This window comes from Clavibacter sp. VKM Ac-2873, assembly GCF_015351075.1.
GTDB lineage: Bacteria > Actinomycetota > Actinomycetes > Actinomycetales > Microbacteriaceae > Clavibacter.
In genome coordinates this window covers 92,201-106,723 of the sequence record NZ_JADKRS010000006.1, presented here as the reverse complement: position 1 = coordinate 106,723, position 14,523 = coordinate 92,201, and the positions used below count along the sequence as shown (strand labels likewise).

Annotated in this window: 11 protein-coding genes; 4 read left to right on the top strand and 7 right to left on the bottom strand. The window is 73.1% G+C overall.

What is annotated here, in order from left to right:
* The first annotated feature begins 50 nt into the window (after positions 1 to 50).
* The gene (locus ITJ44_RS15205) at positions 51 to 1,877 is read left to right on the top strand and encodes an AMP-dependent synthetase/ligase (protein ID WP_194636382.1); all 1,827 of its coding nucleotides are present in this window, start codon (positions 51 to 53) and stop codon (positions 1,875 to 1,877) included.
* A gap of 48 nt (positions 1,878 to 1,925) precedes the next feature.
* On the opposite strand, the gene ITJ44_RS15200 is transcribed toward ITJ44_RS15205, so the two are convergent.
* Genes ITJ44_RS15200 through ITJ44_RS15190 form a run of 3 tightly spaced genes read right to left on the bottom strand, consistent with a single transcriptional unit; the run spans position 1,926 to position 7,334 of the window.
* A complete protein-coding gene (locus ITJ44_RS15200; RefSeq protein WP_194636381.1) occupies positions 1,926 to 2,417 on the bottom strand; it encodes a peptide deformylase in 492 nt (163 codons plus the stop codon).
* 34 nt (positions 2,418 to 2,451) lie between these two features.
* A complete protein-coding gene (locus ITJ44_RS15195; RefSeq protein ID WP_194636380.1) occupies positions 2,452 to 3,918 on the bottom strand; it encodes a mycothione reductase in 1,467 nt (488 codons plus the stop codon).
* A 14-nt stretch (positions 3,919 to 3,932) separates the two neighbouring features.
* The gene (locus ITJ44_RS15190; protein WP_194636379.1) at positions 3,933 to 7,334 is read right to left on the bottom strand and encodes a pyruvate carboxylase; all 3,402 of its coding nucleotides are present in this window, start codon (positions 7,332 to 7,334) and stop codon (positions 3,933 to 3,935) included.
* A 79-nt stretch (positions 7,335 to 7,413) separates the two neighbouring features.
* On the opposite strand from ITJ44_RS15190, the gene ITJ44_RS15185 reads away from it, so the two are divergent.
* Positions 7,414 to 8,226 (top strand): ParA family protein, encoded by an 813-nt coding sequence (locus ITJ44_RS15185; RefSeq protein WP_045528295.1) that lies wholly within the window; start codon positions 7,414 to 7,416, stop codon positions 8,224 to 8,226.
* 173 nt (positions 8,227 to 8,399) lie between these two features.
* On the opposite strand, the gene ITJ44_RS15180 is transcribed toward ITJ44_RS15185, so the two are convergent.
* The 4 genes from ITJ44_RS15180 to ITJ44_RS15165 form a co-directional block, all read right to left on the bottom strand.
* Positions 8,400 to 8,942: a MerR family transcriptional regulator gene (locus ITJ44_RS15180; protein WP_012038569.1), complete on the bottom strand. Its 543-nt coding sequence runs from the start codon at positions 8,940 to 8,942 to the stop codon at positions 8,400 to 8,402.
* 265 nt (positions 8,943 to 9,207) lie between these two features.
* Positions 9,208 to 9,909, bottom strand: a complete 702-nt coding sequence (locus ITJ44_RS15175; RefSeq protein ID WP_012038570.1) for a MerR family transcriptional regulator — start codon at positions 9,907 to 9,909, stop codon at positions 9,208 to 9,210.
* Positions 9,909 to 10,391, bottom strand: a complete 483-nt coding sequence (locus tag ITJ44_RS15170) for an FHA domain-containing protein (protein ID WP_194636378.1) — start codon at positions 10,389 to 10,391, stop codon at positions 9,909 to 9,911. Before ITJ44_RS15170 ends, ITJ44_RS15175 begins: the two co-directional genes overlap by 1 nt.
* An 88-nt stretch (positions 10,392 to 10,479) precedes the next feature.
* A complete protein-coding gene (locus ITJ44_RS15165) occupies positions 10,480 to 11,865 on the bottom strand; it encodes a cation:dicarboxylate symporter family transporter (protein ID WP_194636377.1) in 1,386 nt (461 codons plus the stop codon).
* Between the two features lie 141 nt (positions 11,866 to 12,006).
* Between ITJ44_RS15165 and ITJ44_RS15160 the strand changes: the two genes are divergently transcribed.
* Complete coding sequence (locus ITJ44_RS15160) at positions 12,007 to 13,764, top strand: ATP-binding protein (protein WP_228495196.1); 1,758 nt, start codon at positions 12,007 to 12,009, stop codon at positions 13,762 to 13,764.
* Positions 13,761 to 14,465 carry a response regulator gene (locus ITJ44_RS15155; RefSeq protein ID WP_194636376.1) on the top strand — a complete coding sequence of 235 codons (705 nt, stop codon included), beginning with the start codon at positions 13,761 to 13,763 and terminating at the stop codon, positions 14,463 to 14,465. Before ITJ44_RS15160 ends, ITJ44_RS15155 begins: the two co-directional genes overlap by 4 nt.
* Positions 14,466 to 14,523 lie beyond the last annotated feature (58 nt).

The window sequence follows — 14,523 nt, the reverse complement described above, 5'->3', positions numbered from 1 at the left end:
GCCCGGCCCGTAGTCTGATCACATCCATTTCCGGTACCGAGGGAGTTGCCGTGGAACAGCACACCATGCCCGCCGTCGTCGAGGCGAGACCCGACGACAACATCACCGACGTCCTGGTGCATCGCGTGAGGACGAGCCCCGACGCTCCGTTGTTCGCGCTGCCGGACGGGTCGGGCGGGTGGCGCGACGTCTCGGCGTCCGAGTTCCACCGCCAGGTCGTCGCCCTCGCGAAGGGCCTCGTCGCCGCGGGGATCGAGCCGGGCGAGCGCATCGGGATGATGTGCCGGACGCGCTACGAGTGGACGCTCGTGGACTTCGCCGTCTTCTTCGCCGGGGCCGTCCTCGTCCCGGTCTACGAGACCTCCTCCCCCGGCCAGGTGCACTGGAACATGCAGGACTCGGGCAGCGTCGCCATGATCCTCGAGTCGGCCGAGCACTTCTCCCGCTTCGACGAGGTGCACCCGGAGCTGCCGGCGGTGCGCCGCGTCTGGCAGATCGACCTCGGCGACCTGGACAAGCTCGCCGAGCAGGGCGCCGACGTGCCGGACGCCGAGATCGAGCGTCGCCGGAACCTCGCGGTCGGCTCGGACATGGCGACGCTCATCTACACGTCCGGGACCACCGGCCGGCCGAGGGGCTGCATCCTGACGCACGCGAACTTCGTGGAGCTCGCGCGGAACGCCGAGGTCGCGATGGAGGAGGTCGTGCAGGTCGGCGCGTCGACGCTGCTGTTCATCACGACGGCGCACGTCTTCGCGCGCTTCATCTCCATCCTCAACGTGCAGGCGGGCGTGAAGACCGGGCACCAGGCCGACACGACCCAGCTGCTGCCCGCGCTCGCGTCCTTCCGTCCGACGTTCCTGCTCGCGGTCCCGCGCGTGTTCGAGAAGGTCTACAACTCCTCGGAGCAGAAGGCCGAGGGCGCGGGCCGCGGCAGGATCTTCCGCCGAGCGGCCGACGTCGCGCACGCGCACTCGGTCGCGGTCGACGCCGGATCCGTGCCGCTCGCGCTGAAGCTGCAGTACAGGCTGTTCGACGCCCTCGTGTACTCGAAGATCCGCCAGGCGATGGGCGGGCGCGTGCGCTTCGCCGTCAGCGGATCCGCGCCCCTCGGCCTCCGGCTCGGGCACTTCTACCGGTCGCTCGGCCTCACCATCCTCGAGGGCTACGGCCTCACCGAGACGACGGCGCCGGTGAGCGTCAACCTCGTGAAGGCATTCCGGATCGGCACGGTGGGCCCGGCCATGCCCGGCGTGGCCACGCGCATCACCGACGAGGGCGAGATCCAGGTCAAGGGCGTCAACGTCTTCGACGGCTACTGGCAGGACGAGGAGGCGACCGCCGCGGCCTTCGACGACGGCTGGTTCCGCACGGGCGACCTCGGCAGCTACGACGCCGACGGGTACCTCACGATCACCGGACGGAAGAAGGAGATCATCGTCACCGCCGGCGGCAAGAACGTCGCCCCGGCCGCGCTCGAGGACCCCATCCGGGCGAACCCGCTCGTCGGGCAGGTCGTGGTGGCGGGCGACCGGCGGCCGTTCATCTCGGCGCTCGTCACGCTGGATCCGGAGATGCTCAGGGTCTGGCTCGGGAACGCCGGCCAGGACCCGGCCATGACGCTCGAGCAGGCCTCGCAGAACCCGGCCGTGCTCGCCGAGGTGCAGCGCGCGGTCGACGCGGCGAACGCGACGGTGTCGCGCGCGGAGTCCATCCGGAAGTTCGTCGTGCTGCCGGTGGAGCTGACGGAGGCCGACGGGCACCTCACGCCGAAGCTCAGCATCAAGCGCCAGGTGGTGCTCGACGCCTTCTCCGACGTGATCACCCGGATCTACGAGGCGGCGCCGACCACCGAGGGGCACTCGCTGGTCCACTGACCGACGGCGTCGACCCGGGCGAGCGCCAAGGTCGACGGGCCGGGCGGGTCAGAACCAGTCGGACTCGCGGACCTGCTTCATGGCCTCGCGGCGGCGCTGCTTGTCGAGCCGGTCGAGGTAGACGAGGCCGTCGAGGTGGTCGACCTCGTGCTGGAAGGCCTGGGCGAGCACGCCCGTGCCCTCGATGCGGACGGGCTTCCCGTCGAGGTCGATGCCGCTGATGACGGCCTCGGGGTGGCGCATGGTGGGGAACCAGAGGCCCGGCACCGAGAGGCAGCCCTCGTCGACGAGGACGGCCTCGCCGCGCAGCTCCTCGATGACGGGGTTGAGCACGTACCCGAACGCCGGCCCGACGTTGTAGCTGAAGGCCCGGAGGTTGACGCCGATCTGCGCGGCGGCCACCCCGGCGCGGCCGTCGGGCCGCACGCTGTCGAGGAGGTCCTCGACCAGGGCGCGCACGCCCTCGTCGATCTCGTGGATCTCCGAGGAGACGGTCTTCAGCACCGGATCGCCGAACAGGCGGATCTGTCGTTCAGTCATTCTCTGCTTCCGTGGGTCCTTGTCCGGTGGCGGGTCAGGATCGACCGGCCCCCGCGGGCGCGTCGCCTCCCCCATTCTCCCGTGCCCAGTCGGCCACCGCGGACTCGGCGGCGAGCAGCGCGTTCTCGACGATCTCCGTCACGGCCGGGTGCGGCCAGTACTGCGCCCGTGCGAGACCGGTGACCCGGTGGCCGAGGCTCGCGGCCATGAGCAGCGGCTGGATGAGCGCCGCCGAGTCGGATCCGATGATGTGCGCGCCGAGGAGGGTGCCGCCGTCGCGCGGGTCGACCACGAGCTTGCAGAACGACGTCGTGTCCTCGAGGGCCCAGCCCCAGGCCGTCGACGAGTAGGGCTGCTCGATCGTGACGACGGGTCCCGCCGCGCGCGCCTCCGCCTCCGTCAGGCCGAACGACCCGATCTGCGGGCGTGAGAAGACCGCCTGCGGCACGGGCCCGGGAGCTCCCCCGATGAGGTCGTCCGGGTGCAGCAGGTTGTGCTGCACGACGCGGGCCTGGTGGTTGGCGACGTGCTTGAGCTGGTGGTCGGCGCTGATGTCGCCGAGCGCGAAGACGCCGGGCACGGGCGTGCCGCCGGCGAGCACGCGCTGCCGGTCGTCGACCACGATGCGGCCGTCGTCGTGCAGGTCGTAGCCCGCGTTCCGGACCGCGAGCGTGTCGGTGTTGGGGACGCGTCCGAGGGCGACGAGCACCGCCTCCGTCTCGACCAGGTGGCCGGAGGCGAGGCGCGAGCGGAGCACGTCGCCGTCGCGCTCGATCTCCTCGACCTCGCAGTCGGTGATGACGTCCCACTGCGTGCGGGCGAGCGTGGTGAAGCGCGTCGAGACGTCGGCGTCGAGGTTGCCGAGCAGGTGCGCGGACCGGGCGACCTGGGTCACGTGGACGCCGAGGTGGCTGAAGACGTGCGCGAACTCGGCCGCGACGTAGCCGCCGCCGATGATGAGGAGCGAGGCGGGCAGCTCGGCGATCCGCATGATCGAGTCGGAGTCGTGGATGTCCGGGTCGGGCGCGTAGACCGCCTGCAGCGGACGGGGACGGGACCCCGCCGCGAGCACGATGCGGTCCGCGACGATCCGCTGCCCGCTCGCCGAGACGAGCACGCCGGGAGCCTCGAAGCCGACGCTCTCGCGCAGCAGCGTGACGTTCTCCATCCCGCTCTCGCGCCACTCGCGGCCGCCCTCGCTGATGGCGTCGATGCGGCCGAAGACGCGCGCGCTGATCGCGGGCCAGTCGACGGCGTCCACCGAGGCGCGGATGCCGAGGGCGGCGCCGTCGCGCGTCTGGGCGGCGACGTCCGCGACGTGCACGAGCATCTTCGTCGGGATGCAGCCCGCGTTGAGGCAGGTTCCGCCGAAGTGCTCGCCGTCGTCGACGAGCAGCACGCGCTGGTCGGCGAAGCGCTCGTCGACGATCGAGTTGCCGGATCCGGCCCCCACGATCACGAGGTCGTAGCGCGCATCCTGCTGCGGTTCGTGGTCCGTCATGCGTGGCTCATCTCCTACTGCTCGACGACCACGAGCAGGTCGCCCGCGTCGACCTGCTGGGTGGTCGGGACCGCGAGGCGCGTGACGCGTCCCGCGACGGGCGACGTGATGGCCGCCTCCATCTTCATCGCCTCGATGGACGCGACCGGCTGGCCGGCGGCGACCACCTGGCCCTCCTCGACCTTCAGCGTGACGACGCCGGAGAACGGCGCCGACACGTGGCCGGGCTTCGCGGGGTCGCCGCGCTCGGCTGCTGTCGTCGTGACGGCGATGCCGCGGTCGCGCACGAACACCGGGCGGAGCTGCCCGTTCATGACGACCATGACGGTGCGCATGCCGGACTCGTCGGCGTCGCCCACGGCCTCCAGGCCGATGAGGACCTCGACGCCCCTGCTGATCCGCACCGCGTGCTCCTGACCCGGGCGGAGGCCGTGCAGGTAGTCGTCGGTGTCGAGCACGGAGAGGTCGCCGAACAGCTCGCGGATGGTCTCGAACTGCTCGGTCGGCTGCGGGAAGAGGAGGTGGTTCAGCGTGCGGCGTCGCGCCGCGCCCGGCACCTGGAGCGCCTCGCGGTCCTCGGCGGACAGCGGCGTGACGCCGATGCGCACGTCGCGGCCCTGGAGCACGCGGGTGCGGAAGGGCTCCGGCCAGCCGCCGGGCAGGTCGCCCAGCTCCCCCGCCATGAACCCGACCACCGAGTCGGGGATGTCGTAGTCCTGGGGGTTCCGCTCGAAGTCGGCCGGGTCGGCCTTCGCCGCCGCGAGCTGGAGGGCGAGGTCGCCGACCACCTTCGACGACGGCGTGACCTTGGGGATGCGACCGAGGATCCGGTCGGCGGCGGCGTACATGTCCTCGATGAGCTCGAAGTCGTCGGCGAGGCCGAGCGCGATGGCCTGCTGCCGGAGGTTCGAGAGCTGGCCGCCCGGGATCTCGTGCCGGTACACGCGCCCGGTCGGCCCGGCGAGCCCGGACTCGAACGGCCGGTACAGGCGGCGCACGGCCTCCCAGTAGGGCTCGAGGTCGCTCACCGCGTCGAGCGAGAGGCCCGTGTCGCGCTCGGTGTCCGCGAGGGCGGCGACGAGCGCGGACGCCGACGGCTGGCTCGTGGTGCCCGACATGGGCGCGCTCGCGACGTCCACCGCGTCGGCGCCGGCGCGGCTGGCCGCGAGCAGGGTCGCGAGCTGGCCGCCCGCGGTGTCGTGCGTGTGCACGTGCACGGGGAGGTCGAACTCGCGGCGGAGCGCGGTGACGAGGCGCTCGGCCGCGGCCGGACGCAGGAGCCCGGCCATGTCCTTGATCGCGAGGATGTGCGCGCCCGCCGCCACGCTGCGCTCGGCCAGCCGCAGGTAGTAGTCGAGCGTGTAGAGGTCCTCGGCCGGATCCAGCAGGTTGCCCGTGTAGCAGAGGGCGACCTCGGCGACGGTGGTGCCGGTCGCGAGCACGGAGTCGATGGCGGGCCGCATCCGCTCGACGTCGTTGAGCGCGTCGAAGATGCGGAAGACGTCGACGCCGGTGGCCGCCGCCTCCTGCACGAAGGCGTCGGTGACCTCGGTGGGGTACGGCGTGTAGCCGACGGTGTTGGCGCCGCGCAGCAGCATCTGGATCGCGACGTTCGGGAGCGCCTCGCGCAGCGACGCGAGCCGTTCCCACGGGTCCTCGCCGAGGAAGCGCAGCGCAACGTCGTAGGTGGCTCCGCCCCAGGCCTCGACGGAGAGCAGCTCGGGCGTCGTGCGCGCGACGTACGGCGCGACCGCCACGAGGTCGCGCGTGCGGACGCGCGTGGCGAGCAGCGACTGGTGCGCGTCGCGGAACGTCGTCTCCGTGACCGCGAGGGCGGTCTGCGCGCGGAGGGCCTCGGCGAAGCCGCGCGGTCCGAGCTCGAGGAGCCGCTGGCGGGATCCCGCGGGCGCCGGCTGCCGGAGGTCGACGTCGGGCAGCTTGTCGGCGGGCCGGACGACCGCGGTGCGCGGCCCGTTCGGCTGGTTGACGGTGACGTCGGCGAGCCAGTTGAGGATCTTCGTGCCGCGGTCCTTGGACACGTTGCTGCGGACGAGGCCGGGACGCTCGTCGATGAAGGACGTGCTGATGTCGCCCGCCTGGAAGTCGGGGTCGTCGAGCACGCCCTGCAGGAACGGGATGTTCGTGGAGACGCCGCGGATCCGGAACTCGGCGAGGGCGCGCTTGGCCCGCGTGACGGCGGCCGGGAAGTCGCGCCCGCGGCAGGTGAGCTTCGCGAGCATCGAGTCGAAGTGGGGGCTGATCTGCGCGCCGGTCGCGACCGTGCCGCCGTCGATGCGGATCCCGCCGCCGCCCGGCGACCGGTACGTCGTGATCTTGCCCGTGTCCGGGCGGAACCCCTGGGCGGGGTCCTCCGTCGTGATGCGGCACTGGAGCGCCGCGCCGCGCAGCACGATCGCGTCCTGGCGGAGGCCGAGCCCCGCGAGGGTCTCCCCCGCCGCGATGCGCATCTGCGACTGCACGAGGTCGACGTCGGTGACCTCCTCGGTGACCGTGTGCTCCACCTGGATGCGCGGGTTCATCTCGATGAAGACGTGCTGGCCCGCCCGCGGCCCGTCCGTGTCGAGCAGGAACTCGACCGTGCCGGCGTTGACGTAGCCGATGCTGCGCGCGAACGCGACGGCGTGCGCGTGCATGGCGTCGCGGATCGCGGGATCCAGGTTCGGCGCGGGCGCGATCTCGACGACCTTCTGGTGCCGGCGCTGCACCGAGCAGTCGCGCTCGAAGAGGTGCACGGTCTCCCCGGTGGCGTCGGCGAGGATCTGCACCTCGATGTGCCGGGGCCGGAGCACGGCCTGCTCGAGGAACATGGTCGGGTCGCCGAAGGCGCTGTCCGCCTCGCGCATCGCGGCCCGGAGCGCGTCCTCCAGGTCCTCCGCGCGCTCGACGCGGCGCATGCCCCGGCCGCCGCCGCCCGCGACGGCCTTGGCGAAGATCGGGAACCCGATCCCCTGGGCCCGCTCGAGCAGGAGATCCACGTCGGTCGACGGCGGCGTCGAGGCGAGGACGGGCACGCCCGCCGCGGTCGCGTGCTCCTTGGCCGTGACCTTGTTGCCGGCCATCTCGAGCACGCCGGCGTCGGGGCCGATGAAGACGATGCCGTTGGCCGCGGCCGCGCGCGCCAGGCCCGGGTTCTCCGAGAGGAACCCGTAGCCCGGGTAGATGGCGTCCGCGCCGCACTCGAGCGCCACGCGGATGATCTCGTCGACGTCGAGGTACGCGCGGACGGGGTGGCCCTCCTCGCCGATCAGGTACGCCTCGTCCGCCTTGAGGCGATGCAGCGAATGCCGGTCCTCGTGCGGGTAGACGGCGACCGTGCGGGCGCCCAGCTCGACCGCGGCACGGAACGCGCGGATCGCGATCTCCCCACGGTTGGCGACGAGGATCTTCTCGAACATGGCGGGGCCTTCCGTCGAGAGGGGCTTCGGGACCCCCGCGTTTAGGTCTTCCCAGAGTATCGACGGTAGCCTCTCCCACGTGCATGTACTGAGCGTCAGCTCCCTCAAGGGGGGCGTGGGAAAGACCACAGTGACCCTGGGACTGGCGTCCGCCGCCTTCTCCCGCGGCTTGAGGACCCTCGTGGTCGACCTCGACCCGCAGGCCGACGTGTCCACGGGCATGGACATCCAGGTCGCCGGCCACCTCAACGTCGCCGACGTGCTGGCCTCCCCCAAGGAGAAGATCGTCCGCGCGGCCATCGCGCCGAGCGGCTGGACCAAGGGCCGCACCGGCACCATCGACGTCATGATCGGCAGCCCGTCCGCCATCAACTTCGACGGCCCGCACCCCAGCATCCGCGACATCTGGAAGCTCGAGGAGGCCCTGGCCAACGTCGAGGCCGACTACGACCTCGTGCTCATCGACTGCGCGCCCTCCCTCAACGCCCTCACGCGCACCGCGTGGGCGGCCAGCGACCGCGTCACGGTCGTCACCGAGCCCGGCCTCTTCTCCGTCGCCGCCGCCGACCGCGCGCTCCGCGCCATCGAGGAGATCCGCCGCGGCCTGTCGCCGCGCCTGCAGCCCCTCGGCATCATCGTCAACCGCGCGCGCGTCCAGTCGCTCGAGCACCAGTTCCGCATCAAGGAGCTCCGCGACATGTTCGGTCCGCTCGTGCTCAGCCCGCAGCTGCCCGAGCGCACGTCGCTCCAGCAGGCGCAGGGCGCCGCGAAGCCGCTGCACGTGTGGCCGGGCGAGAGCGCGCAGGAGATGGCCCGCAACTTCGACCAGCTGCTCGAGCGCATCATGCGCACGGCGAAGATCGGCGACTACGCGGAGAACGCCGCGCGCTGACCGCCGGCTCCCCGATCGCCGCTCCTCCTCGAGGGGGGGCGATCGTCGTCTGCGGGACGCGGGACGAGATGCCACCACGCAGGTGTCGGCGATCGGCGATGCCGGGCGCGATGCGTGAGCACGACGACGACGACCGCGCGGGCCAGCCGGGGGGATCGAGCGGGCGCTGGGACCTAGGACGCCTTGACGGCGCGGCGGGCGGCGAGCTCGTCGGTGGGATCCACGGTCTGCGTGTCGATCTCGACGAGGGAGTGCTCGACCTCGCGGAGGACCTTGCCGACGGCGATCCCGAAGACGCCCTGGCCGCGGCTCACGAGGTCGATGACCTCGTCGTTGCTGGTGCAGAGGTAGACGCTGGCGCCGTCGCTCATCAGCGTGGTCTGCGCGAGGTCGACCACGCCGGACTCGCGGAGCTGGTTGACCGCGGTGCGGATCTGCTGCAGGGAGATGCCGGTGTCGAGGAGGCGCTTGACGAGCTTGAGGACGAGGATGTCGCGGAAGCCGTAGAGGCGCTGGGTGCCGGAGCCGGACGCCCCGCGGACGGTGGGCTCGACGAGGCCGGTGCGGGCCCAGTAGTCGAGCTGACGGTAGGTGATCCCCGCGGCGCGGGCGGCGACGGCGCCGCGGTATCCGGCGCTCGCATCCATCTCGGGGAGGCCGTCGGTGAAGAGCAGACCGAGGTCGTAGCGCCCGGAGTCCGGGGTGGAGTCGCTCATCGTTCTGCCTTCCACCCCTCAGCGTTCGCCCCGGTGGGGTTCGCGCGCTGCTCGGGTCGGTTCGTCGGGATCGTGTTCTCACGGTAGCGGGGCCCGCGGGCCCGATCAACGACATCCGGCGGAAGCGCCCGGCGTGTCGTCCCGGCCCTCCACGGCGCCCCCGTCGGGGGTGCGCATCGACCGGTCCCGACGGGCCCCTCCTGCGTGCGGACGGCCCCGTGCGGACACGTCAGCCTACCGGCCCCGCCCATCGGCGCGAGCGAGGTCAGGACGAGAGGCGACCGAGCGCGGAGCGGATGAGGCTCCCCCGCACGACCTCGAGCTGCGTGGCGATCTCACGGGCGAGCTCCGCGGCGTGCGCACGGCTCGACGCGTCGCGGCGGCGCGACACGGGCACCAGGGCCGACTCGATGAGGCTCAGCTCCCGCTCCGCCGCCTGGCGGAATCCGCGGAGGTGGCGGGGCTCGATGCCGGTGCGCTGCAGCTCGACGAGCGCGCGCATGACCTGCACGGCCTCCTCCCCGTAGACCTCCGCCGGCATGAGCACGCCGGCCGTGATGGCGTCGCCGAGGAGCGGCGCGGTGGCGCCGGACTCACGCACGAGCTCCGCGCGGCTGTAGCGACGCTCCTGGTCGAGCATCGAGACCGTCGGGACGGGCGTGCCGCCGGGGAGCGCAGGCGAGAGCCCGGCGTCGAGGTCGTGCAGGTAGGAGCGGATGACCTTGAGCGGGAGGTAGTGGTCGCGCTGCATCCCGAGGACGGTGCGGAGGCGCTCGACGTCGGCGGGGCTGAACTTGCGGTAGCCGGACTCGGTGCGGGACGGCTGCACGAGCCCCTGCTCCTCGAGGAAGCGGAGCTTGCTGTTGGTGAGGTCGGGGAACTCCGGCGTGAGGCGCGCCAGCACCTGCCCGATGCTGAGGAGACCGGGGGTGCGGGCTGGCGTCGACCGGGCGGCGGACGCCGGCACTACTCGGTCGTCCGGCCGACGAGGTCGGTCCGGGATGCGTAGAACGTGAGGCGGAACTTGCCCACCTGCACCTCCGCGCCGTCCTGGAGGAGCGCGGTGTCGATCCGCACGCCGTCGAAGTAGGTGCCGTTGAGCGATCCGAGGTCCTTGACCTGGAACGACGTGCCCTGGCGGACGAACTCCGCATGACGGCGGGAGACCGTGACGTCGTCCAGGAAGATGTCGGCGTCGGGGTGGCGGCCGGCGACCGTGACGTCGGCGTCGAGGAGGAAGCGCGCACCCTGGTTCGGACCTCGGCGGACGACGAGGAGGGCGGATCCCGAGGGGAGCGCCGTGACGGCGTCCTTCTCCTCGGCGGAGATGGCGCCGTCGAGGCCCGCGAGCGCCGCCCCGAGCTCATCGCGGAAGGTGGCCGTGGTGTCCGTGCTCGTGTACTGCTCGGGCACGCGCGTGGCGCCGTGACCCTCTTCGCGTCCATCCATGGTGGTACCTCCTGTGACCTGACAGCGTAACGGATCGGACACGGCCGGGACCACGGTGGGCGGCACCCGGGCGTGGCCCCCGTCCGCGTCAGCGCGAGGAGGCGCGGGGCTCGTCGCCGAGCTCGCCCGACCGCGTGACATCCGCCTCGAGGGCCTGGGCCGGGGCCTTCAGCCCGGCCCCGTGCTCGGTGCCCATGCTCTTCTCGTCGAAGGGGTCGCCGCCGGCGAGGACGAGCGCGACCCGGTCGGCGTCGATGCCGCGGGTCCAGGTGCCGATGAGGACCGTCGCGACGGCGTTGCCGGTGAAGTTCGTGAGGGCGCGCGCCTCGGACATGAAGCGGTCGATGCCGACGATGAGCCCGACGCCGTCCACCAGGTCGGGCCGGTGCGACTGCAGGCCGCCCGCGAGGGTCGCGAGGCCGGCGCCCGTGACGCCCGCCGCGCCCTTGGAGGCGATGATCATGAAGACGAGGAGCGACACCTGCTCGCCGAGGGCCAGCGGGCTGCCGAGCGCGCGCGCGATGAAGAGCGACGCCATCGTGAGGTAGATGGCCGTGCCGTCGAGGTTGAACGAGTAGCCCGTGGGGACGGTGATGCCGACGACGGGCTTGGAGACGCCCACGTGCTCCATCTTCGCGATGAGGCGGGGCAGCGCGACCTCCGACGACGACGTCGAGACGATGAGGAGGTACTCGCGGCCGAGGTACCGCATCAGCTTGAAGATGCTGACGCGGGCGACGAGCCAGAGGAGCGTGCCGAGGATCACCACGATGAACAGCGCGCACGTGATGTAGAAGCCGATCATGAGGGTCGCGAGGCTGATGACGGCCTGGAACCCGGTGGCGCCGACGACCGCCGCGATGGCGCCGAACGCGCCGACCGGGGCCACCCACATCACCATGCTGAGGATGCGGAACACCAGGACCTGGATGTCGCGGATCCCCTCGAGCACAGGCTCGCCGCGCTTCCCGAGCTGCTGCAGCGCGAAGCCGACGAGGAGCGCCACGAAGAGGGTCTGCAGGATGCTGCCCGAGGTGAGCGACGAGAGCAGCGACGTGGGGATGATCGAGAGGAGGAAGTCCGTCTCGCCGGTCGCCTCCGTCGAGCCGGCCGGGGCGCGCAGGCCGCTCAGGTCGAGGCCGTCGCCCGGGTGGATGACGTTGCCGACGACGAGGCCGATCGCGAGCGCGAACGTCGACATGACGATGAAGTAGAGGAGCGCGAGGCCGCCGACGCGGCCCACCGTGGCCGCCTTCGCCACCGAGCCGACGCCGAGCACGATGGTGCAGAAGATGATGGGGGCGATCATCATCTTGATCAGGGCCACGAACGCGTCGCCGATGGGCTTGAGGGCCACACCCGTCTCGGGGGCGACGAGCCCGACCGTGACGCCGAGGACCACCGCGACGATGACGGCGATGTAGAGGTAGTGCTGGCGGTCCAGGCGACGGAGCGCGGCGAAGGGGTGGGTCATGGGACGTCCTTGTCTCGTGAGCGGCGCCGGCGCACGGGTGGGCCAGGCGGTCCTCGTCAGGATGGCCCACGCGCGGGGGCGCTCCGGGGTTGTGTTCATAATGTTCCTGCCGGGTGCCGGCCGCGGACGCGAGGGGGCAGCATGGCGCGACGCGCGGTCGCCGACCGGCCCCGCCTCCCGCGGACGGGCCGCCTCCGGGTGGGCCTCCCCCGCGGCATCGCCGCCCGGCTGCTCGTCGTCCAGCTCGCGGTCCTCCTCCTCGTCGCCGTCGTCGCGACCGCGGCGCTCTGGGCGGACTCGCGGCAGCGCGCCGAGCAGGCCGCGGCGGACAGGAGCCTGGCCGTCGCGACGACCGTGGCCGACTCGCCGCGGGTGGCGGACGGGCTCGCGTCCGCGGATCCCACCGGCGCCCTGCTCGACTACTCGCTCGACGTGACGCGCGACACCGGCGTCGACTTCGTCACGATCATGGACCGCGACACCGTCCGCGTGACCCACCCGGACCCCGACGAGATCGGCCGGAGGTACCTCGGCACGACGGGGCCCGCGCTCGCCGGGCGATCGATGACCGAGACCTTCACGGGGACGCTCGGGCCGAGCGTGCGCGCGGTCGTGCCCGTGCGCGACGCGGACGGGGGCATCGTCGGGCTGGTCGCCGCCGGCGTCACCGTCGACCGCGTCACCGAGGTGCTCGGCGCGCGCCTGCCCGGGCTCGTCGGCACGGTCGGGGCGCTCGCGCTCCTCCTCGCGGCCGGGGCCGTGCTCCTCAGCCGCTCGCTCGAGCGGACGACGTGGGGGCTGGGGCCCGAGGAGATGGCGCGCATGCTCGCCTACTACGAGTCGGTGCTGCACTCCGTCGGCGAGGGCATCGTGCTCGTCGACCGCGACCGGCGGCTCGTGCTCCACAACGACCAGGCGGCCGAGCTGCTCGACCTGGAGCTCGATCCCGCCACCGGTCCCGTCGAGGTCCGCGCGCTGGGGCTCCCGCCCGCGATCGAGCGGCTGCTCGTCGAGGGGACCACGGCCGACGAGGTCGTGCACCTGCCCGGCGGGCGCGTCCTCGTCGTGACGCAGCGGCCCGCGCTGCCCACGGGCCGCACCGGGAGCGCCGCGCGGCTCGGCACGGTGACGACGCTGCGCGACCGGACCGAGATCCAGCGCCTCTCGGGCGAGCTCGCGACGCTGCGGACGCTCTCCGACGCCATGCGCGCGCAGACCCACGAGTTCGCCAACCGGCTGCACACGATCGTGTCGCTCATCGAGCTGGAGCGGCCGCGCGAGGCGCTCGCGCTCGCGGCCGCGGAGCTCGAGACGGATCGGCGGGCATCGGAGGGCGGGCTGGCGGCGGAGGCGGATCCCGTCGTGCGGGCGCTCGTGCGCGGCAAGACGGCGCAGGCGGCCGAGCGCGGCGTGGAGCTGTCCGTGCGCGTGGCCGCCGGCACGGGCGACCCGGGCGTGCCGGCGACCGAGCTCGTCACGATCGTCGGGAACCTCGTGGACAACGCGATCGACGCGGCCGCCGACCCGTCCGTGGCGACGGCGCGCGGGGACGACCGCGGACGGGTGGAGCTGTCGCTGTCGCGGACGGACGCGGGCGGCCTCGTCGTCGAGGTGGCGGACGACGGTCCGGGCGTGGATCCCGCGGTGCGGCCGCGCGTGCTGGAGTTCGGGGTCACGACCAAGCAGGGCGACGCCGGACCGCGCGGGGTGGGGCTCGCGCTCGTGGCGCGCTCCGCCGCGCGGCTCGGCGGGCGCGTGGAGGTCGGCGACGCCGACGCCCGGCTGGGCGGGGCGCGCGTGCGGGTCGTGCTGCCCGCGGATCCCGACGGCGCCCGTGCGGCCGACCCGGCTGCCCTCCGCGACGACGCCGGGACCCGCGACGGCGGGGTGCCCGCGTGATCCGCGTGCTGGTCGTCGACGACGACGCGCTGACCGCCGAGGCCCACGCGCTCTACGTCGGCCGTCTCGACGGCTTCCAGGTGGCGGGCGTCGCGCACACGGGCGGCGAGGCGCTGCGGCTCGTGGCGGAGGCCGGGCAGGACGGGATCGACCTGGTGCTGCTCGACATGACGCTGCCCGACATGCACGGCCTCGAGGTGTGCCGCCGCCTGCGGGCCGCCGGGCGCGCGACCGACGTCGTCGCGGTGACCGCGGTGCGGGACCAGGCCGTCGTGCGCAGCTCGGTGACGGCGGGCATCGTGCAGTACCTCATCAAGCCGTTCACGTTCGCGGCCTTCGCCGAGAAGATGGCGGCGTACGTCGGCTACCGCGAGGGCCTCGGCGCGGGCGGCGGCAGCACCACCCAGCTGCAGGTGGACCGCGCGCTCGCGGCGCTGCGCTCCCCCGCGTCCGACACCCGGCTGCCGAAGGGCATGTCGGCGGAGACGCTCGACCTCGTGCGCGGGATCGCGCGCGGCGACGGGCCCGCGACCGCCGCCGCCGAGGGCGTCTCCGCGGCGGAGGTGTCGGGCGCGCTCGACGTGTCGCGCGTGACCGCGCGCCGGTACCTCGAGTACCTGGCCGACGTGGGCCAGGTGGAGCGGGTGCCGCGCTACGGGACGCCCGGCCGGCCCGAGCTCGGGTACCGCTGGACGAGCTGACGCACCGTACGCGACGGGGCCCGGTCGCGCGACCCCCGCGCCGGATCCGCTGCCGCCC